This is a genomic window from Parasphingorhabdus sp. W113 (genome assembly GCF_055693205.1).
In genome coordinates this window covers 2,065,241-2,082,249 of the sequence record NZ_CM146328.1, presented here as the reverse complement: position 1 = coordinate 2,082,249, position 17,009 = coordinate 2,065,241, and the positions used below count along the sequence as shown (strand labels likewise).

The following is a 17,009-nucleotide window of genomic DNA, read 5'->3' as shown; positions in this document are numbered from 1 at the left end:
ACCATGACCGAACTCAGCTTGACCTCTGATCAACAGATCAATGACCCATCGCCCAATCTGATCCCAACCGGGACGACGCCGTCTTATGCGGCTGCGCCCGGTATCGGGGATCAGTTCAAGGCCTTCTTTCAACAACCTGCTGTCAGCAAAGCGCTGCCGCTGCTCGCCATGCTTGGTGTCCTGGTGGCGGCTGGTGCGTTGTGGATGACATTGCGCGAGGCCCCACAGCGTGACCTGTTCCGCGGCCTTCCGGAATCGGACAAGGCGGCAGTAGCAGAAGCCCTTCAACAGCAGAATATCGGTTTCGATTTTGAAAGTTCCACTGGCGCTCTGACCGTGTCCGAAGATGATTATCATCGCGCGAAAATGTCTCTGGCGGCCGAAGGATTGCCCAAATCGGCGCCCGATGGTGACGCGCTGATTTCGTCGATGCCGATGGGCGCCAGCCGTGCCGTCGAGAACGAGAAATTGCGCTCTGCGCGGGAACTCGACTTGGCGCGCACAATCGAAGCCATTGACGCCGTTCAGTCTGCGCGCGTTCACCTGGCTGTCGAGCCACCCAGCGTTTTCATCCGCGACCGTTCCCAGCCTTCGGCTTCCGTGATGCTCAAACTGCATGGTGGCAGGCGACTGAGCGATGCGCAGGTTCAGTCGGTCGTGCATCTGGTGGCGAGTTCGGTACCCGGACTTTCCGCCGATGCGGTCAGTCTGGTGGATCAAAATGGGCGACTGATGTCGCGCAGTGCGATGGACAGCGCCTCGGATCAGGCGGAACAGCATCTGATGGTGCAGTCCCAAGTGGAAGAACGCTATCGGGCGACCTTGCAATCCTTGCTTACACCGATGCTTGGCGCGAATAATTTCACCGCAGAAGTGAACGCGGAAATGGATTTCTCCGAAAAGAGAGCGACCCGCGAAAGCTTCCCGGCCGATGACAAGCAGATCCGATCAGAGCAGGGGAGTTGGTCCAACGAACCCGGTCAGAATGCAGCCTATGCGCGCGGTATTCCTGGCGCCTTGTCTAACACCCCTCCTGCAGACCCGGAATTGACCGATGAATTTGCAGGCAATGATGGCCAAGAACAACAAGCGGATGAGCAGGAAACGACCCGCACATCAGAAAAATTTGCCCGCCAGTTCGAATTGGGCCGCGAAGTCTCCGTAACCCGCGAAGCCGCTGGCACGTTGCAGCGGCTGTCCGTGGCGGTCGCGTTGCGCTCGCCGACGGGAAAGACCCAAAGATCGCAAGAAGAAATTGCCGCGGTCGAAGCGCTCGTCAAAGGCGCGATCGGTTTCCAGGCGGAACGCGGTGACGTGGTCGCAATCGAAGCGCGCGAGTTCCTGCCTGTGGAAGAAGTCGTGGAAAACTGGTGGGAAGCCGGATGGGTGTCGCTGCTGGTTCGGAACGTTTCGGCCCTGTTGGTGGCACTGGCCATGATATTCGGCATTGGCCGTCCGTTGCTCAAGAAAATACGGTCAGGCAAGGCATCTGCCAAACTGTCGGGACCGGAGCAATTGCAGCTGGCATCAGAGATTAAAGGCGAACTCGGACGCAGTGGCAATAGCCCTGGGGCATCCGCTGCGCCCGTATCGCTCGACATGATCAGTTCTGCCAATGGCTATTCCGAACGCGCGGCTCTGATCCAGAATTTCGTGCGGCAAAATCCGGATCATGCCGCTCTGACGGTACAAGACCTTCTGGCGGAAGCCGATAGAGAACCGGAGACAGCCGATGCCTGACGCCGCGCCTGATGCCGCTGACATGCCCAAGTCAATGTCGGGGACAGAGTCCGCCGCCATCCTGCTGATGCTATTCGGGGAAGAAGAAGCCGCTGAAATATTGACGCGGCTGAAGCCTGCCGAAGTGCAAAGCATCGGCGAAGCCATGTTCGCCATCGCGAACGTTTCCGAAGATGAAATTAACGGTGTGTTTGACAGATTTGTCACCCGGGCTGGCAGCAGAACAACCATTGGTTATCGCGCCGATCAACAGATATCAGGCATGATAAACCGTGCTCTTGGTCCCGAGCGGGCGGCCAATATGCTCACGCGGATCGCGCCCCAGGAAGCCAGTTCCGATCTCGATCAACTGAGCTGGATGACGGCCACCGAAATTGCCGACATGATCAGGGATGAACATCCCCAGATCATGGCTGTCGTCCTGTCTTATCTCGAAGCCGAAATCGCCGGTGCGGTTCTCCAGAAACTGCCCGAACAATTCCAGGATGACGTGGTGTTTCGGGTCGCGACCATGGGCACCGTCAGCGCCAGCGCTATCGCCGATATTGAATCGCTTCTGTCTCGGCAGATCAGCACGCCGGAAGAAGGGGCAGGCCGCAAAAGTGGCGGCACCAGTGAAGCCGCCGCGATCATGAACAATCTCGACAAGGCGGCCGAGCGCCGGATCATCAAGGCGCTGACCAAACGCAACAAGGTCATGGCCAAATCGATCGAGGAAGAGATGTTCGTCTTTGCAGATCTGATCGAGCTGGATGACAAAAGTCTGGGTACGGTGCTGCGCGCTGTTGATAACGAGGCGCTGATTCTGGCGTTGAAAGGGGCTGAGCCCGAACTGGCCAGCAAGATGTTCGGCTGCATGTCCAGCCGGGCCGCGCAATCGATCCAGGACGAGATGGAGGATCTTGGTCCGTCATCCAAAGATGACGTGATCGCCGCGCAGAAACAAGTCGTGGCCCAAGCCCGAGCTCTGGCTGAGGACGGCACAATCATGCTGGGGGCGCAAGGTGATGACTTTGTCTGATGCTGTTTATTCCAACGAGGGTGGGGAATCTGCCTTTGTTGAAGGCGGTCCGGTTCCGGTACGCAAGACCGAATTTTTTCCCCATTTTCAGACCACCCATACCGGTGCGGCTGCACCGACTGCCGGTCCGCTTGCGGGTGAATCAGCGTCAGCCGATAGTGAAAAACGAATATCCGAAGCCTATGCGAAAGGATTTGCTGACGGTCAGGCAATGGCCTTGAAAAAAGCAGGCACCGATCAGCAGCAAAAGGACAGGCTGGCAACCGCTTTGGAAAAGCTGCAAATTTCGGATGGCAGCAAACTCAACACCGTTTTCTGGGAAACCATCCTGGTCTTGTTTCGCAAGGCGGTCGGTTCTGCCCAGATGGATGAAAAGGCGATGCAAGACCGATGTCGGGCAGCGGTCGATCTGATCAACGCCAATGCCCAGGGCGCCCAATTGCATGTCAGCGCAGCGGATGCGGATTTGCTTGCCGATGCCAATATTCCTGTGCCGGTTGTGGTGGACGGAGATCTGATGCCAGGATCCGTTTGCCTGCTCCACAAGGGCGGGGTCATCTTGTCCGGAACCGCCGCGATTGAAGAGGAAATCGAATCCCGGATCCAGTCATGCTGACTGCGCATGAGGATCATTTTTCCACTATTGCTGCCAATCCGGTGCAGTGGGCGTCAGAACCCCAGAAATGGGGAAAAGTGCAAGGCTATTCCAGCGGCATGCTGAGCGTCACCGGATTTGACGTCCCGGTCGGCAGCGGAGCGAAAATTCTCACCGAAAATGGCAGTGTTGTCGGCGCTGAAGTCACCGGTTTCCATGCCGGAATAACCTATTTGGCGCCCTTTGATCAGCATGCAGCGATCCGCGTTGGTGCCTTGGTCAAGCCAGTGGTCCGGGCGGCGCAGGTGCCCGTCGGCAATGGTTTGCTGGGTCGTGTCATCGACCCGTTGGGGGAACCCCTCGATGGCAAGGGCGCGATTGTCAGTGAGCAGGAATGGCCGCTCATGGGGCAGGCTGAAAATATTCTCAACCGTGGCCGGATAACTGAACCACTGGACGTTGGCGTGCAGGCGCTAAATGCGCTTTTGCCGATTGGATCCGGCCAACGGGTTGCGTTGGTCGCCGGTTCCGGTGTGGGCAAGACCGTATTGATGCGCCAATTGACCGCCGGATCAGAAGTCGATGTCATTGTTGTTGGGCTTATCGGTGAACGGGCCAGAGAAGTCAGTGATTTTATCGCAGCGAGCGCTGAAGCCGGGATCGCAGAGAAAATGACGATGGTGGCGGTTCCCGCCGATCATTCCCCCATTCTCCGCATCAAGGCCGCGCATCGGGCGGCTGCTATCGCGGAATATTTTCGCGCCCAGGGCAAATCGGTGCTGTTGATGATCGACAGTCTAACCCGGATTGCCCATGCGCAACGCGAAATCGGTCTGGGTGCGGGGGAACCGCCAACCATGAAAGGCTACCCGCCAAGCGCCATAGGCCTGATCCCGCAACTGCTCGAGCGGGCAGGGCGCGACAAGACCACCGGCGGGGCGATAACTGCCTTTTACACGGTGTTGGCCGATGGCGATGATCTTGATGATCCGATTGTGGATGCCGCGCGCGCCATTGCCGATGGTCATATCATCCTTTCCCGGGATCTCGCCGAACAAGGGGTCTATCCGGCCATCGATATCAGCAAGTCGATCAGCCGTGTGGCACAGGATATTACGGACCCTGATCATGCTCAGGCATTGCAGCATTTTCGCGCCTTGTGGTCCACTTATCAGGACAATCGCGACCTGATCACCATGGGCGCCTACCGAGAGGGACATAACCCGTTGCTTGATGAAGCGATTGTGAAGCGACCGGAGCAACTCTCATTCATCACACAACCACCCAACACGCGTCTGGAGCGGGCCATTTCAATCCAGGCGCTTTCCGAAGGATTTGGACAATGACCAGGCAATTACGGTCTCGAAAACGCATGCTGGCCATTAGCGAAGTGCAAAGCCGTCTGGCGGCACGCAATCATGCCGACACCCAGAAGAAGATCCAGCGCCTCGAGCATACCCGCGAACAATTGGACCAAATGGCGGGCCAGATGCTGGATGTCGAGGATTGTGCGCATTCCGGTGCCTTGGCGGCGCGCTTTGAGTTTGGACATCGGCTCATCTCTCTCGAAATGCGGCAGACCGTCGAATTGGAAGAGACCCATAGCGTCGCGGAAGAGCTCGAAAAGGCGGTGCGTCAATCCAACTTCAAACAGGATTTTGCCGAACGAAACCTGAAACAGGCGCGCAAGGATCACCAGCGGTTTCTCGAACAGAAACAATTTCACCAGGCGGAAGCTCGCCGATTCAGGGAAGAATATCTCGCGGAAGGAAACAAGCCATGATCGGTTTCGATCACATTCTACCACAAATGGGTAACAGCATCGCGGCGGGGAAAACGTCCGTGACCACCAAATTGGACGACGCGGATCAATTTGTTCTGCGGTTGAACGATGTGGTCATCCCGATCCTCAAGCCCCTAGACAATCCCGAACAGAACGGGGTTCCGTCCCCCTATGCTGCCGGGCGTAATGCCGATGGCGCGGCGCCAGAAATATCATTTGCAATCACCGGAGAAACGGATGCCGACCTCTCCGGGTCGAGCATGGCTACGCCCTTAAACACCACAATAGAGCAACAGGATTTACGGCCGAAACTGCTTGATTTCAGTCAGAATTACCCGGGTGTGGCACCCAAAAACCCCAATCATTCGCCGTCAGAGGAAGGGATTGCGGGCGAGGATCGGAATGGCTCAATATCTGTGGCCCAATCTGTCCCTCCTGGGAACAGCCGAGACGCGCTCCTCAATCCATCCCTGTTTCCTGATCTATATTCTAGGCCCGTGGACCCGCCAGCCGTTGGCACGGACGGTCCACTAGTGGTCGACGCGGCGGTGGATCGTTCGGGGCAACCGCCTCTTTTGAATCAGCCAATGGATGGACCGGAGCCGCAATCCCTGGTGAACGAAAATACCGGGCGGCAAAGTGATCGGCAAGAATTTGCCGGTGGCTTCCCGCCAGCAGCCGATAATTTGCCAGATCTTCCGACAATGACCAATTTTGGCGCTGTTGCGGGGGAAGGTGAACCCGATGGTGAGATCAGGGCGCCGCAAGATGTGCCGCAGACCATAGCTGTCCCGCAATCCAGCCGGAACTTGAACGTCCCCGCGGACAAGAATCTATCGACCAATACCGTTCAACCAGACATTGCTCGGTCACAGCCACAGGCTGGCTTTCCGCCGGAATCGGGTGCTGACCAGGATGTGAAGCCAATAACGAACTCTCCGGCTCCGCAGGTTGCCGGTGATTTGGCCAGGGCAACGGCGATGCCACCTTCCGCACAGCCGGCGCAAGATCTCAAGGCGATTATCCGCCAGGCCATGGGCCAACCGTCCGTGCCGGTGACGGCAGTTGAAGCGAAGGACCCCGGTTTAACGCGGCCGGAAGTCCAAAAGTCGACACCGCTGGACGGCCTGGTGCAGGCGGGATCACGAATTGCTCCGTCACCGGATACCCTCAAACCGTCCGGGGTAGTAGCGCCGGGACCGCTGATGACTTCCAGCGCTCCCAATATCATCCCTGAAAATGGGGCGCAGGGCGTGGCTGGTGTTCCAATCATCGCAGATGCGCCGTCGTCGAGCACCACAATCAGCACCGCTACCAACGCGCCCGCCGTTGTGAACCGGACGCTGGACATGGCGTCTGATGGCCAGTGGCTGGCCAAACTCAGTCAGGAAATCGGGCAGATAGCCAATAATAGGGGCAGCATTAATTTCCAGCTCAAGCCCGCTTATCTCGGCAAGATGCTGGTCGAAATCAAACAGGGCCCCAATGGTGATGTCGTTCATCTCGGAACCGACAACGAGCAAGCCAAATCGCTGATTGTCGCAGCGCAGGGACGGCTGGAGCAGGATATCAAGCTGACCGGCGCAAAGCTGGGGCGGCTTGATGTAACCGCTGATGCGCAGCCAGGATTTACGTTCCAGCACAGCAGTACGGGCGGCAATAGTACACAATCGGGTAGCCAATATTCGGGTCAGGACAAAACTGGCACCGAAATTGCAGATACTATTTCGAACACAGGCGAAACCGTGCCGACACGGCCATCCGGTCAGGGAGCACGCTATGCATAACCGCGATTGAGGAGAAAATATATGGCGGACGAAAAGCCACCCGAGGACGAAAAGCCCAAGAAAAAGGGCGGTATGGTCAAGAAACTGATCACCGGACTGATGCTTGTAGCCGTTCTTGGCGGCGGCGGCGCCGCTGGCGGATATTTTCTTGCGGGCACTGTTCAGGCGGAGGAGGGCGAAAAAGAAGATCCCAACAAACCAAAACTGGTTGCAAAAGACGGATCTGAAGTGTCGGTAAAAGACGCCAAGAGCGACGGAAAGCCGGGCAAGCCTAAATTCAACGAAAGTGCCTTCAAGGCGACCTACTACCCGATCGAGGCCCCGTTCACATCCAACCTCAAGAACAGCAGCAGTTTTGCGCAGCTGTCGATTGCGGTGTCCACATATTATGACGAACGGGTCATTGAAAATATCCAGGAGCATGAGACTGCGATCCGGTCTGCGGTCCTGATGACAATCGCGGAACAGGACTCGGAAGTGATTGCCTCGCAGCAGGGACGCGAAACCCTGCAGGGATTGCTGACCAGTTCGATCAACAAGGTGCTGAACGACAAAACCGGATTTGGTGGTGTCGACAACGTGTATTTCACTAGCTTCGTGGTTCAGTAATGACCGAAGTGATCGCGCATAAATTTGCCGAGAAGTCGGCGCATCGGCTGCAGGATGTCACCGCGCTGAAGCGGGTTTCCGACCGTTATGCTGACAGTCTGGCGGCGGTGATGGAAAAGGCCGCGGGCCAATCGGTGGAAATTCATCCCCAGGAAATCCGGTTTGTGCCCTATTCGGAATGGTCCAGCGGCTTGCCGGCCTTGTCCAGCCTTTCGATTTATCGGCTATTGCCGTTTAAGGGCGCAATCTTCCTGCGGATGGACGAAGCGATGGTGTCGAGCCTGCTCGAAGTCTATTTTGGTGGTACCCTGGGCAGCGTGATCACGCGGACCAAGGACAGCTTCCGTTCAACGGAAATGCAACTGATCCAGCGGTTGGCACAGTCTTTGCTGAATAAACTGGGTGATTGTTATTCAGAGTATTCCGAGATGAAGCCCGCCTTTCTGACCCATGAAACAAGCGTTTCCTATCTGACCTTATGTGATCAGGACGAACAGGTGATGTGTCATGCTTTTGACATCTGCCTGGAATCTGACGTCAAATGGACCGTCGAACTGGTCTATTCCGCCGATGCGGCGGACAGCGCGCTGGAACTGGTCCAGACAAAGACCACCGAACAGGCTGCTGCTCCGGATCCGCTCTGGCAGCAGCGCTGGACCAATAATCTCAAGCAGGTGCATTTGCCGTTGCGGACGATATTGGCGCAACCGACCATGACCTTGCCGCAGTTGTTTGAAATGAAAGTCGGCGATGTCATCCCGATCACGCCGCGGACCCAACCACCATTATTCGTCGCCAATCGAAAATTTGCTGCGGGTACGCTCGGCGAAAAAAACGGATGCGCGGCTTACAAGATCGAAAATATTGAACAGGGAATTGCATCATGAGTGATTTGAACGAAGCGCCATCGGCAGAAGCGGTTGCACAAGCAAAGCCCGCGGCCGACCCGCAGGGCAGCAATTTCAGACTGCTGGCCGACATTCCGGTGCGTCTGTCGGTTGAAGTCGGCTCGGTTTCGAAGCGGCTTGCGGAAATCATGGCCTTCCAGGAAGGCGAAGTGGTTGAGCTTGATCGGCAATCCGATGATCTGCTCGACATCATGGTCAACGGCACTCTGGTCGCCAAAGGTGAAGTCGTGACCATCGACGGTAAATTTGGCGTGCGGGTCGCGGAACTGGCCAATGAAGGCATCAGCTTCCCGGCTGTAGAACGGCGCTAGGCATGACCCTGTATATCGTAAAACTGCTGATTCTTCTGCCCGTCATGGGCGTGCTGATTTACGGTGCGCTGTGGCTCTATCGCAAATATCAGCCGGCGTTGCTCAATGCGCAAAAAGAACGCAGCGTCAAAATGCTCGAGACCATCCCGATGGGTAATTTCGCGAAACTGGCGGTGGTTGAATTTGAAGGTCGCAAGATATTGCTCTCGGTTTCCCGCAACCGTATCGATCGCATCGCCGAAGGCGAGCGCGTATCATGATCCGCACGGGTATTCTGTTTTTAACGTTCCTGATCCTTGTGATCGGAGGCACCGAACCGGCCTTTGCACAGGCCGAGAATTCGGCTGCGCTGGGGCAGGCGCTGGAAGATATTTCCGGCGATGGCCGTCCGTTGACATTGTCACTGCAGATTCTGGTTCTGATGAGCCTGCTGACGGTGCTGCCGTCGCTGGTCCTGATGATGACCAGCTTCACCCGCATCATCATCGTGCTTTCCATCCTGCGCCAGGCCCTGGGGCTGACCCAGACACCGCCCAACCAGGTGCTGGTCGGACTGGCGCTGTTCCTGTCGCTGTTCATCATGCGACCGGTGATCGATCAGGTGAATGAAAATGCCTATACGCCTTATGGAGAAGGCGAGATTACTATTGAAGAAGCCATAAGCCGATCCGGTGATGCCTTTCACGGTTTCATGGTCAAGCAAACCCGGCAGTCGGATCTGAAGCTGTTTATGGAACTGGCGGATGAACCGCCGGTGGCCAAGCCGGCAGATATTCCATTCTCGATTCTGCTGCCATCCTATGTGACCAGTGAACTGAAAACCGCGTTCCAGATCGGATTCCTGATCTTCCTGCCGTTTCTGATCATCGATCTCGTCGTCGCCTCTACGTTGATGGCGCTCGGGATGATGATGTTGTCGCCGACCATCATATCCATGCCGTTCAAGCTGTTGCTGTTCGTGCTGGTGGATGGCTGGGCGCTGACCATGGGCTCGCTTGCCGGTTCATTTGTGATTTGACGGAGGAAAGACGATGACAGGCAATAGTGATTTTCTGATCGGCATGGCCCAGCAAACGCTTTGGATAACCGCGCTTGCAGCGGCGCCTATCCTGATACCCGCGTTGCTCGGCGGTCTGTTGCTGGGCATGGTCCAGGCGGCCACGTCGATTAACGAGGCGACGCTGAGTTTTGTCCCCAAACTGATGATCGTGGCAACCATGCTGGGATTGTTCGGTGGTTCCATTCTCTATCTCATCGCCGATTTTACCCGCGATGTTTATGATAGAATTCCGTTGCTTCTGGCTTAGTCCGAGCGATGATTGCACCTGGATTTGACGGCGTAGAGGAACAGCTGTGGCTGTGCCTGTTCGCGATGATCCGTCCGGGCGCGGCCTTTTTTGCAGCTCCGGTGACTGGCGCGCGGGTCGTGCCGGTCCAGTTGCGTCTGGTTATTTCACTGGCGCTTGGCATTGCAGCCATGAGCGCTGCAGATTTCGAGCTTCCGAGCGCGGGCTTGATCAGTGTATCGGGCCTGATCATGATTGCCGGTGAAGTCATTATCGGCCTGGCGATCGGGTTTACCATTCAGATCGGCTATAGTGCCGCTTTTGTGGCTGGTGAAACGATCAGCAACGCGATGGGTCTCGGTTTTGCGTCCATGGCGGACCCGCAAACGGGGCAATCCACACCGGTCATCGGCCAGTTTCTCTCAATCGTTGCCACATTGATTTTCCTGGCAATGGACGGGCATCTCATCCTCGCGTCGATCATTGTCGGCAGCTACCAAAGCCTGCCGCCTGGCGGAGCAATGCTTTCGGCCGATGCGATGATCGGGCTTGTGCAGTTTGGCGGATCGCTGTTCGTTGCCGGCCTCGCCATCGCGCTCCCGGTTGGATCGGCGCTGTTGCTGGTTCAAATCATCATGGGGTTGCTGGCACGATCGGCGCCGTCGATGAACCTGTTTGCCGTCGGCCTGCCGGCCACACTGATATTGGGGCTGGTGATGCTGGCAATGGCCGCGCCATTGATGATTGACGGTATCGGCAAGGCGCTGATGCAATCGCTGGAACATAGCGCTTTGACCGTTGGGGTCGGCTGATGGCAGCAGAATCTCCCGGTGGCGGTGAAAAGACCGAAGCACCAACCCCGAAGAAGCTGAAAGACAGCGCTGAAAAAGGCGATGTCTTGCAATCCAAGGAATTGGGGGCAGCGATGGTTGTAATGGCTGGCACAGCGGCCTTCGCCATGCTGGGCAGCCAGTTGATCGAAGCCCTGACGCTGATGGTATCCGGCGGGCTCAGCTTGCAGATTGACGATATCGAGCAATTTAATCCGGCGGATCAAACTTTCCGCTTGCTGCAGAAGATAGTCGTGCCGTTTTTCTCCTTGTTCGGCATTACGATAATTGCCGCAATTGGCACGCCGATCCTGCTTGGGTCGCTGGGTTTTCGCTGGTCGGCCATGAAGCCCAAGCCGGACAAGATGAACCCGATTAGCGGAATCAAGCGGATTTTTGGGCCAAAAGGCCTGGTGGAGCTCGGCAAGTCGCTCGCCAAGGTCATTTTGCTCGGGGGGATCGGTCTCTGGCTGGTTTTTGAAAATCTTCCCAACATGTTTGCACTGGGCAACCAGGATATTGCGCATGCCGTTTCCAATTTCGGCGACATGTTCATTGTCATCATCTTGGCGATGACCGTCGGTTTGTTCGTGATTGCCGGTATTGATGTGCCGGCACAGATGTTTCAGCGTACGAAGCGCCTGAAGATGACCAAGCAAGAGGTCAAGGATGAGCATAAACAGGTCGAAGGGTCTCCCGAGACCAAAGCGGCCGTCCGCCAGCGGCAGCAGGAGACCTTGTCGCGGTCTGCACGCAAGGCGATGGAAGAAGCAACGGTGGTTCTGAACAACCCGACGCATTTCTCGGTCGTACTTCGTTATCGCCCTGGTATGGATCAGGTTCCGGTCGTTCTGGCGCGCGGCAAAGGGGCTACCGCCCATGCCATTCGTCAGCTGGCCGAAGAGAAATCCGTACCGATGCTCCAATATCCGCAACTCACCCGGGCAATCTACTTCACCACACCCGTTGGAGGATTGGTCGACGAGCGGCTTTATGTTGCGGTCGCAACCGTGCTTGCCTTTGTTTTCCGTCTCGATGCGCAGCTGGCAGAAGAAATGGATCGCCCGATTGTCGATCTGCCCGAAGATCTGCATTTTGACAGCGACGGAAAAGTCAAAACCTGATCTAAATAATCCGCTGCGATTGCCGTTCTGCTTGGTATGTTTAGTGCAATATCAAATTTGATCGGCTCCGGAACCGGAGTGAATAGCGGCCAGCTCATCAGCGATTTGCTGGCGGCATCTCGGGGACCGAAAGAGGCGCAACTGCGCAGCAAAGAACAACTCAACAGCGTCAGGATTTCCGCGCTTGCGTCGGCGTCGTCATCGCTTGATACATTCGCGACCGCTCTGACAGAATTGCTTGAAGGCCGTGCGTTCTCGGGTGATCTGGTATCCAGTCAACCATCCTTGGCGACAGTTGGCTTTACCGATACACAGCGGCCCCAGGGCTTGCCTGCTACACTGGAGGTCAATCAACTGGCGGCGTCGCGCCGACTGGTTTCAGCGGTGGTTGCAGATAGTGACGTGAGCGTCGGTACGGGCACGATGACGATTACGAGCGGCGCGGACAGTTTCGACATTACGCTCGATCCCGGTGCCGATACGCTGGCTGATCTGGCCAACGCTATCAACACCTCCGGGGCTGGTATTGCCGCCTCGATCATCACTGATAATGACGGCGCACGTCTGGTACTGGAAGGTGCCGAGGGAGCCGATCAGACCTTCACGGTGACGGGCGATTTTGCGGCCTATAATTATCCCGATACAGGCGGTTCCTCGATGACGTTGAACAGCGAAGCGGCCGATGCATTGGTCAGCATTGACGGCATCGATTTGCGCTACAGCAGCAATCAGATTGAAGACGCCATTCCCGGCATCGCGATCAGCCTGAATGCGGCGGATCCCGGGACCGAGATTATCATCAATGGCGATCAGCCGACCAGCACGGTTGCCAATCTGGTTACGGAATTTGTCGATGCTTATAATCTGCTCCGCAATGCCTTGAACGACGCAACCGCGCCGGGTGGGGCGGGGTCCAATGCTGGACCGTTGGCCGGTGACGCCGGCGTCCGCGACATGGTGCGTTCGCTGGGCCGGATCGGCTCGACCGCGCTTGTGGACAATGGCCCGTTTCGCGCCTTGTCCGACATTGGCGTAAAGACCAATACCGATGGCACTTTATCCGTTGATCGCACACGCCTTGATGCGGTGCTGGAAAACGACCCCGAGGCTGTTTCGAACATGCTCGATCCGGTTGTCAGCGACGATAACAACCCGGGCATTGCCGGTGTCTTGCAAGGCATTCGCGATCGCCTGCAAGGGGATGATGGCGCGCTTGAAGTGTCGGAAGGCCGTTTGGAGCAAATTCGCGAAAGCCTGGTTGAGGCCAGAGAAAAACTGGATGAAGATAGCAGCCGTTACGAAGAACAGCTGACCCGTACTTTTGCCAATATGGATCGACAGCTGGTGCAGTTGCAAGCGACCCAAAGCTATCTCACGCAGCAAATTGCGATCTGGAACGGCGACAATAATTAAGAATTTCTGATTTCTGTTACACCAAAAGGACCAAAGCCATGAATAACGCAGGTTTGGCGCGCTCGAGCTATGCCAATGTTGGTAAGGAAGCGCGTGTCATGAGCGCCAATTCTCATCAGTTGATCACTATTCTGTTCGAAGAACTGCTCAATTTACTCGACGAAATCCATCTGGTGAAAGCGCGCGATGCCAATCGGCAAACGGTTGACCAGCAAATGATGGCGCTGTCGATTATCGACTCCCTGTCGATGACCCTGGACATGCAAAAAGGCGGCGAGCTCGCGAAAAATCTGCACCAGATCTATGGCCAGGTCCGTCTTCTGATTGCGTCTCGCGATGTAGAGAATTTTACCCAGAACAATCGGGCGGCCCATCAGATCATGAGTGAAATTCACTCCGCCTGGGCGCAGATCGGGTAGCCCGTCAGTTCCCGCTGGACACCATTTTGCGCCACAGGCGATAGCCTTTATAGACCAGAAAAAGGCATAGCACGAGCAATGCCAGGGCTATGAACAGCGCCACCAACGGGTTGGTAAAAGCCAGCACCAGCAACCCGCCGGCGGCAATATCCTCGCCGGTTGATACGACGGCGTTGCTGACCGGTTCTGGACTGGTATTGACGATTGCCCGCGCGCCGGCTTTCGCCCCGTGACTCATCAATGCCGCCCCTCCGCCCAGCAGGAATATAATGACCTGCCAGGCCGGATCGCCGGCATCGACAACGGCGAGCGCAAGCAGGGCTCCGCCAAGGGGGCGAATGACGGTGTGAATCGTGTCCCATATACTGTCCAGCCACATGATCTTGTCCGCGAAAAATTCTGCAAGTGCGCCAAGCGCACTGATCCCTAGCACCCAGGGATTGGCAAGGGCATCGAGCATCTGAAGGTTTTCCGGTAGCGAGATCCACTGCAGTCGCATGGCCAGTCCGGTGACGAATATACTGAGATACAGGCGCCAGCCCGATAACAAGCTGACACTGCCCGCTAGGCCGAGGATTTCAACAATACCCATCTGCTGATTACTGGCATGAACCAGCCGCCTTGGCAAACAGGAAGGTGACCAAGCCTCTGTGCACTATGACTTTACTTATCCCGGCGAAGCTGGTCAAACGATCGTATGAATGATGACACAAAGATTGATGCATTGACGGGAAAACCGATGCCAAAGCCCATCCCGGCCGCTACATTAGTGATTTTCCGTGATCAACCCGATGGCCGATCTCCCGATCTGCTGATGGTCGAGAGGTCTGCGAAAATGGCATTTGCCGCTGGCGCTGCGGTATTTCCTGGCGGGCGCGTCGATGATCCAGATTATGTCTTCGCAGAGAAATTGGGTCATGCAGATACGCAGGAATATGGCGCCCGTATCGCGGCCATTCGTGAAACGTTGGAAGAAGCCGGGATCGCTGTCGCTGTGGAAGGCGATCTGGCACCCACGCGTCTGGTTGAAGCCCGGGCGGCGCTGCACGAGGGCACCGCGTTAGGAGAGATTTGCGGTCAGTTTGATTGGAGTTTGCAACTGGACGCGCTGGTGCCATTTACGCGCTGGTGTCCGCCTTTTGCCGAAAAGCGGGTGTTTGATACCCGCTTCTACATGGCCGTAATGGCCGATCAATCGGCGGTTGCCACAGTTGATGAGACGGAAAATTACAATCTCTTCTGGGCGGACGCACAGTCGGTTCTTGACCGGGCGGACGAGGGGCAGGTGAAGATCATCTTTCCGACCAAAAGAAATCTTGAGCGCCTGGCGCAATTTGCATCTTTTGAAGAAGCGCAGAAGCACAGCCTTGCGCATCCCGCCACGATGGTCTCGCCGACCATCGAAAAACGCGAAGATGGGGTGCATCTGTGTATTCCCGAAGGGATTGGCTATCCGATCACCTCCGAACCGATGGACGCAGTCCAGCGCGGGTTTCAGAAATAGCGCTGCCAGACCCGGGGTGTGAAAGCTGTTTGAGAAAAATGGCGCGCCCGACAGGAGTCGAACCTGTGGCCTCAAGATTAGAAGTCTCGCGCTCTATCCAGCTGAGCTACGGGCGCCTGTTTCGAAAAGCTCTTAGCGATGTTTGGGCATGCTGCAAACCGGGATTTACCGCGATCAGATATATTATTGCAGTTTGACGCCGATAAGGTAAGCCTTTGTCCATGAACGATGCTTCGATAAAGCGCAGCAGCGCAGCCAGTCAGGCGGGGCACAGTTTCCGCTATTTTGATTTCGTGATGGCGGCCTTTGTGACCATTTTGCTGCTGTCCAATATCATCGGAGCCGCCAAACCAACCTTTGTAACGATCAACGGCGAGCAATGGGTCTATGGGGCCGGAATCCTGTTCTTTCCGCTTGGTTACGTCATCGGGGATATTCTGACCGAGGTCTATGGCTATGCCCGCGCGCGCCGGGTGATCTGGGCGGGCTTCGGCGCGATGCTGTTCATGGCCTTCATGAGCTGGGTGGTGGTGTCCCTGCCGCCGGCTGATGGATGGGACGGGCAAGCGGCTTATGAGTCGGTTTTTGGCCAGGTGCCGCGGATCGTTGCGGCCTCGATCATCGCGTTCTGGGCGGGTGAATTCGTCAACAGCTATGTTATGGCCCGGATGAAAGTCTGGACCGCGGGCAAGAAGCTATGGACCCGCACGATCGGGTCGACGGTCGTGGGGCAGGGGGTCGACAGTCTGATCTTCTATCCGCTTGCCTTTTGGGGGGCTGCAGGGTGGTCGACGCAACAGATCATCACGGTGATGATCACCAACTGGCTGCTGAAAGTACTGTGGGAAGCGGTTCTGACGCCCGTTACTTATCTGGTTGTTGGTTGGCTGAAACGCCGGGAAGGCGTCGATATCTATGATGAAACAACCAATTTCACGCCGTTCAGCACGTCTACTTAATCGGTTTAATCTATAACAAAGACAAATATAATCTGTTTTCTAGATGAGGACAAAAGCCTTATCGGGCGGCCATCAATTCAAGATGGAGAAAAAAATGATTGATCGAAATATCCCCCAAGTCACCCTGAAAACCCGGGTTCGTGATGAAAATGTCGAGGGGCCCAACCCGTTTCGCTGGCAAGATGTCAACACGAAAGACCTGTTCAGCGGTAAGCGGATTGCGGTCTTTTCCTTGCCCGGTGCATTCACTCCGACCTGTTCCAACGAGCAATGCCCGGCTTTTGAACGCCTCTATGACGAATTCAAAGCGCTCGGTGTCGATGAAGTCTATTGCGTCTCGGTCAATGATGCGTTCGTGATGTATCAATGGGGACAGTCTCTGGGTTTGAAAAACGTCAAATTGTTGCCGGACGGTTCCGGTGACTTCACCCGCCGCATGGGTATGCTGATCAAGAAGAACCATCTCGGTTTCGGTGATCGCAGCTGGCGTTATGCGATGATTGCTGATGATGGGGTTATCAGCGCCTGGTTCGAAGAACCTGGTATCAATGACGAAGGCATTGACGACGATCCCTATGGCGAAACGGCGCCGGAGAAGCTGCTCGAATGGTTGCAGCCGGGCGAGGCCACGCGCAAAGCAGCCTGAACGTTATTGCAGAAACATGAAAGGCCGCGGGCGATTATTCGCTCGCGGTTTTTTGATTCTCGGATAAGCTGGTG

The 17,009-nt window shown here is 56.2% G+C and carries 20 protein-coding genes and 1 tRNA gene; 19 read left to right on the top strand and 2 right to left on the bottom strand.

Features of this window, described 5'->3' with window-relative positions:
* Positions 1 to 3 precede the first annotated feature (3 nt).
* Genes fliF through ACZ1GS_RS09870 form a run of 16 tightly spaced genes read left to right on the top strand, consistent with a single transcriptional unit; the run spans position 4 to position 13,826 of the window.
* On the top strand, positions 4 to 1,740 hold the full coding sequence (fliF, locus tag ACZ1GS_RS09945; protein WP_472695043.1) for a flagellar basal-body MS-ring/collar protein FliF: 1,737 nt from the start codon (positions 4 to 6) through the stop codon (positions 1,738 to 1,740).
* Complete coding sequence (fliG, locus tag ACZ1GS_RS09940) at positions 1,733 to 2,761, top strand: flagellar motor switch protein FliG (protein WP_472695042.1); 1,029 nt, start codon at positions 1,733 to 1,735, stop codon at positions 2,759 to 2,761. The genes fliF and fliG overlap by 8 nt, the downstream gene beginning before the upstream one ends.
* Positions 2,754 to 3,377, top strand: coding sequence for a hypothetical protein (locus ACZ1GS_RS09935; protein ID WP_472695041.1), 624 nt, complete (start codon positions 2,754 to 2,756; stop codon positions 3,375 to 3,377). Before fliG ends, ACZ1GS_RS09935 begins: the two co-directional genes overlap by 8 nt.
* Positions 3,371 to 4,702, top strand: coding sequence for a FliI/YscN family ATPase (locus tag ACZ1GS_RS09930; protein ID WP_472695040.1), 1,332 nt, complete (start codon positions 3,371 to 3,373; stop codon positions 4,700 to 4,702). The genes ACZ1GS_RS09935 and ACZ1GS_RS09930 overlap by 7 nt, the downstream gene beginning before the upstream one ends.
* Positions 4,699 to 5,139, top strand: coding sequence for a hypothetical protein (locus tag ACZ1GS_RS09925; RefSeq protein ID WP_472695039.1), 441 nt, complete (start codon positions 4,699 to 4,701; stop codon positions 5,137 to 5,139). Before ACZ1GS_RS09930 ends, ACZ1GS_RS09925 begins: the two co-directional genes overlap by 4 nt.
* A gap of 59 nt (positions 5,140 to 5,198) precedes the next feature.
* Positions 5,199 to 6,926 (top strand): flagellar hook-length control protein FliK, encoded by a 1,728-nt coding sequence (locus tag ACZ1GS_RS09920; protein ID WP_472695038.1) that lies wholly within the window; start codon positions 5,199 to 5,201, stop codon positions 6,924 to 6,926.
* Positions 6,927 to 6,947: 21 nt separating this feature from the next.
* The gene (locus tag ACZ1GS_RS09915) at positions 6,948 to 7,535 is read left to right on the top strand and encodes a flagellar basal body-associated FliL family protein (protein ID WP_472695037.1); all 588 of its coding nucleotides are present in this window, start codon (positions 6,948 to 6,950) and stop codon (positions 7,533 to 7,535) included.
* Positions 7,535 to 8,422: a FliM/FliN family flagellar motor switch protein gene (locus ACZ1GS_RS09910; protein ID WP_472695036.1), complete on the top strand. Its 888-nt coding sequence runs from the start codon at positions 7,535 to 7,537 to the stop codon at positions 8,420 to 8,422. Before ACZ1GS_RS09915 ends, ACZ1GS_RS09910 begins: the two co-directional genes overlap by 1 nt.
* Positions 8,419 to 8,754, top strand: coding sequence for a flagellar motor switch protein FliN (fliN, locus tag ACZ1GS_RS09905; RefSeq protein ID WP_472695035.1), 336 nt, complete (start codon positions 8,419 to 8,421; stop codon positions 8,752 to 8,754). Before ACZ1GS_RS09910 ends, fliN begins: the two co-directional genes overlap by 4 nt.
* Before the next feature lie 2 nt (positions 8,755 to 8,756).
* Entirely contained in the window at positions 8,757 to 9,014 is a 258-nt protein-coding gene (locus ACZ1GS_RS09900; protein ID WP_472695034.1) for a flagellar biosynthetic protein FliO, read from the top strand.
* Positions 9,011 to 9,772 carry a flagellar type III secretion system pore protein FliP gene (fliP, locus tag ACZ1GS_RS09895; protein WP_472695033.1) on the top strand — a complete coding sequence of 254 codons (762 nt, stop codon included), beginning with the start codon at positions 9,011 to 9,013 and terminating at the stop codon, positions 9,770 to 9,772. Before ACZ1GS_RS09900 ends, fliP begins: the two co-directional genes overlap by 4 nt.
* A 13-nt stretch (positions 9,773 to 9,785) precedes the next feature.
* Positions 9,786 to 10,061 (top strand): flagellar biosynthetic protein FliQ, encoded by a 276-nt coding sequence (locus ACZ1GS_RS09890; RefSeq protein WP_472695032.1) that lies wholly within the window; start codon positions 9,786 to 9,788, stop codon positions 10,059 to 10,061.
* Between the two features lie 8 nt (positions 10,062 to 10,069).
* Positions 10,070 to 10,852 carry a flagellar biosynthetic protein FliR gene (gene fliR, locus ACZ1GS_RS09885; protein WP_472695031.1) on the top strand — a complete coding sequence of 261 codons (783 nt, stop codon included), beginning with the start codon at positions 10,070 to 10,072 and terminating at the stop codon, positions 10,850 to 10,852.
* On the top strand, positions 10,852 to 11,994 hold the full coding sequence (locus ACZ1GS_RS09880) for an EscU/YscU/HrcU family type III secretion system export apparatus switch protein (protein WP_472695030.1): 1,143 nt from the start codon (positions 10,852 to 10,854) through the stop codon (positions 11,992 to 11,994). The genes fliR and ACZ1GS_RS09880 overlap by 1 nt, the downstream gene beginning before the upstream one ends.
* Positions 11,995 to 12,051: 57 nt before the next feature.
* Complete coding sequence (fliD, locus tag ACZ1GS_RS09875; protein ID WP_472695029.1) at positions 12,052 to 13,407, top strand: flagellar filament capping protein FliD; 1,356 nt, start codon at positions 12,052 to 12,054, stop codon at positions 13,405 to 13,407.
* A gap of 38 nt (positions 13,408 to 13,445) precedes the next feature.
* Positions 13,446 to 13,826, top strand: a complete 381-nt coding sequence (locus ACZ1GS_RS09870) for a flagellar export chaperone FliS (protein WP_472695028.1) — start codon at positions 13,446 to 13,448, stop codon at positions 13,824 to 13,826.
* Between the two features lie 4 nt (positions 13,827 to 13,830).
* Here ACZ1GS_RS09870 and ACZ1GS_RS09865 read toward each other — a convergent pair whose 3' ends face one another.
* On the bottom strand, positions 13,831 to 14,418 hold the full coding sequence (locus ACZ1GS_RS09865; RefSeq protein WP_472695027.1) for a DUF4126 domain-containing protein: 588 nt from the start codon (positions 14,416 to 14,418) through the stop codon (positions 13,831 to 13,833).
* A 147-nt stretch (positions 14,419 to 14,565) separates the two neighbouring features.
* Between ACZ1GS_RS09865 and ACZ1GS_RS09860 the strand changes: the two genes are divergently transcribed.
* Entirely contained in the window at positions 14,566 to 15,330 is a 765-nt protein-coding gene (locus ACZ1GS_RS09860) for an NUDIX hydrolase (RefSeq protein ID WP_472695026.1), read from the top strand.
* 39 nt (positions 15,331 to 15,369) lie between these two features.
* On the opposite strand, the gene ACZ1GS_RS09855 is transcribed toward ACZ1GS_RS09860, so the two are convergent.
* Positions 15,370 to 15,446 (bottom strand) — tRNA-Arg (locus ACZ1GS_RS09855).
* A gap of 105 nt (positions 15,447 to 15,551) precedes the next feature.
* Between ACZ1GS_RS09855 and ACZ1GS_RS09850 the strand changes: the two genes are divergently transcribed.
* Both ACZ1GS_RS09850 and ACZ1GS_RS09845 read left to right on the top strand, forming a co-directional pair.
* Entirely contained in the window at positions 15,552 to 16,289 is a 738-nt protein-coding gene (locus tag ACZ1GS_RS09850) for a queuosine precursor transporter (protein ID WP_472695025.1), read from the top strand.
* A gap of 94 nt (positions 16,290 to 16,383) precedes the next feature.
* A complete protein-coding gene (locus ACZ1GS_RS09845; protein ID WP_472695024.1) occupies positions 16,384 to 16,935 on the top strand; it encodes a redoxin family protein in 552 nt (183 codons plus the stop codon).
* Positions 16,936 to 17,009 lie beyond the last annotated feature (74 nt).

What these genes read in the sequence shown, in the direction of transcription:
- fliF (WP_472695043.1), top strand. Translation starts at nt 4, where the DNA reads ATGACCGAACTCAGCTTGACCTCTGATCAACAGATCAATGACCCATCG.
- fliG (WP_472695042.1), top strand. Translation starts at nt 1,733, where the DNA reads ATGCCTGACGCCGCGCCTGATGCCGCTGACATGCCCAAGTCAATGTCG.
- ACZ1GS_RS09930 (WP_472695040.1), top strand. Translation starts at nt 3,371, where the DNA reads ATGCTGACTGCGCATGAGGATCATTTTTCCACTATTGCTGCCAATCCG.
- ACZ1GS_RS09925 (WP_472695039.1), top strand. Translation starts at nt 4,699, where the DNA reads ATGACCAGGCAATTACGGTCTCGAAAACGCATGCTGGCCATTAGCGAA.
- ACZ1GS_RS09915 (WP_472695037.1), top strand. Translation starts at nt 6,948, where the DNA reads ATGGCGGACGAAAAGCCACCCGAGGACGAAAAGCCCAAGAAAAAGGGC.
- ACZ1GS_RS09910 (WP_472695036.1), top strand. Translation starts at nt 7,535, where the DNA reads ATGACCGAAGTGATCGCGCATAAATTTGCCGAGAAGTCGGCGCATCGG.
- fliN (WP_472695035.1), top strand. Translation starts at nt 8,419, where the DNA reads ATGAGTGATTTGAACGAAGCGCCATCGGCAGAAGCGGTTGCACAAGCA.
- ACZ1GS_RS09900 (WP_472695034.1), top strand. Translation starts at nt 8,757, where the DNA reads ATGACCCTGTATATCGTAAAACTGCTGATTCTTCTGCCCGTCATGGGC.
- fliP (WP_472695033.1), top strand. Translation starts at nt 9,011, where the DNA reads ATGATCCGCACGGGTATTCTGTTTTTAACGTTCCTGATCCTTGTGATC.
- ACZ1GS_RS09890 (WP_472695032.1), top strand. Translation starts at nt 9,786, where the DNA reads ATGACAGGCAATAGTGATTTTCTGATCGGCATGGCCCAGCAAACGCTT.
- fliR (WP_472695031.1), top strand. Translation starts at nt 10,070, where the DNA reads ATGATTGCACCTGGATTTGACGGCGTAGAGGAACAGCTGTGGCTGTGC.
- ACZ1GS_RS09880 (WP_472695030.1), top strand. Translation starts at nt 10,852, where the DNA reads ATGGCAGCAGAATCTCCCGGTGGCGGTGAAAAGACCGAAGCACCAACC.
- ACZ1GS_RS09870 (WP_472695028.1), top strand. Translation starts at nt 13,446, where the DNA reads ATGAATAACGCAGGTTTGGCGCGCTCGAGCTATGCCAATGTTGGTAAG.
- ACZ1GS_RS09865 (WP_472695027.1), bottom strand. Translation starts at nt 14,418, where the DNA reads ATGGGTATTGTTGAAATCCTCGGCCTAGCGGGCAGTGTCAGCTTGTTA.
- ACZ1GS_RS09860 (WP_472695026.1), top strand. Translation starts at nt 14,566, where the DNA reads ATGCCAAAGCCCATCCCGGCCGCTACATTAGTGATTTTCCGTGATCAA.
- ACZ1GS_RS09850 (WP_472695025.1), top strand. Translation starts at nt 15,552, where the DNA reads ATGAACGATGCTTCGATAAAGCGCAGCAGCGCAGCCAGTCAGGCGGGG.
- ACZ1GS_RS09845 (WP_472695024.1), top strand. Translation starts at nt 16,384, where the DNA reads ATGATTGATCGAAATATCCCCCAAGTCACCCTGAAAACCCGGGTTCGT.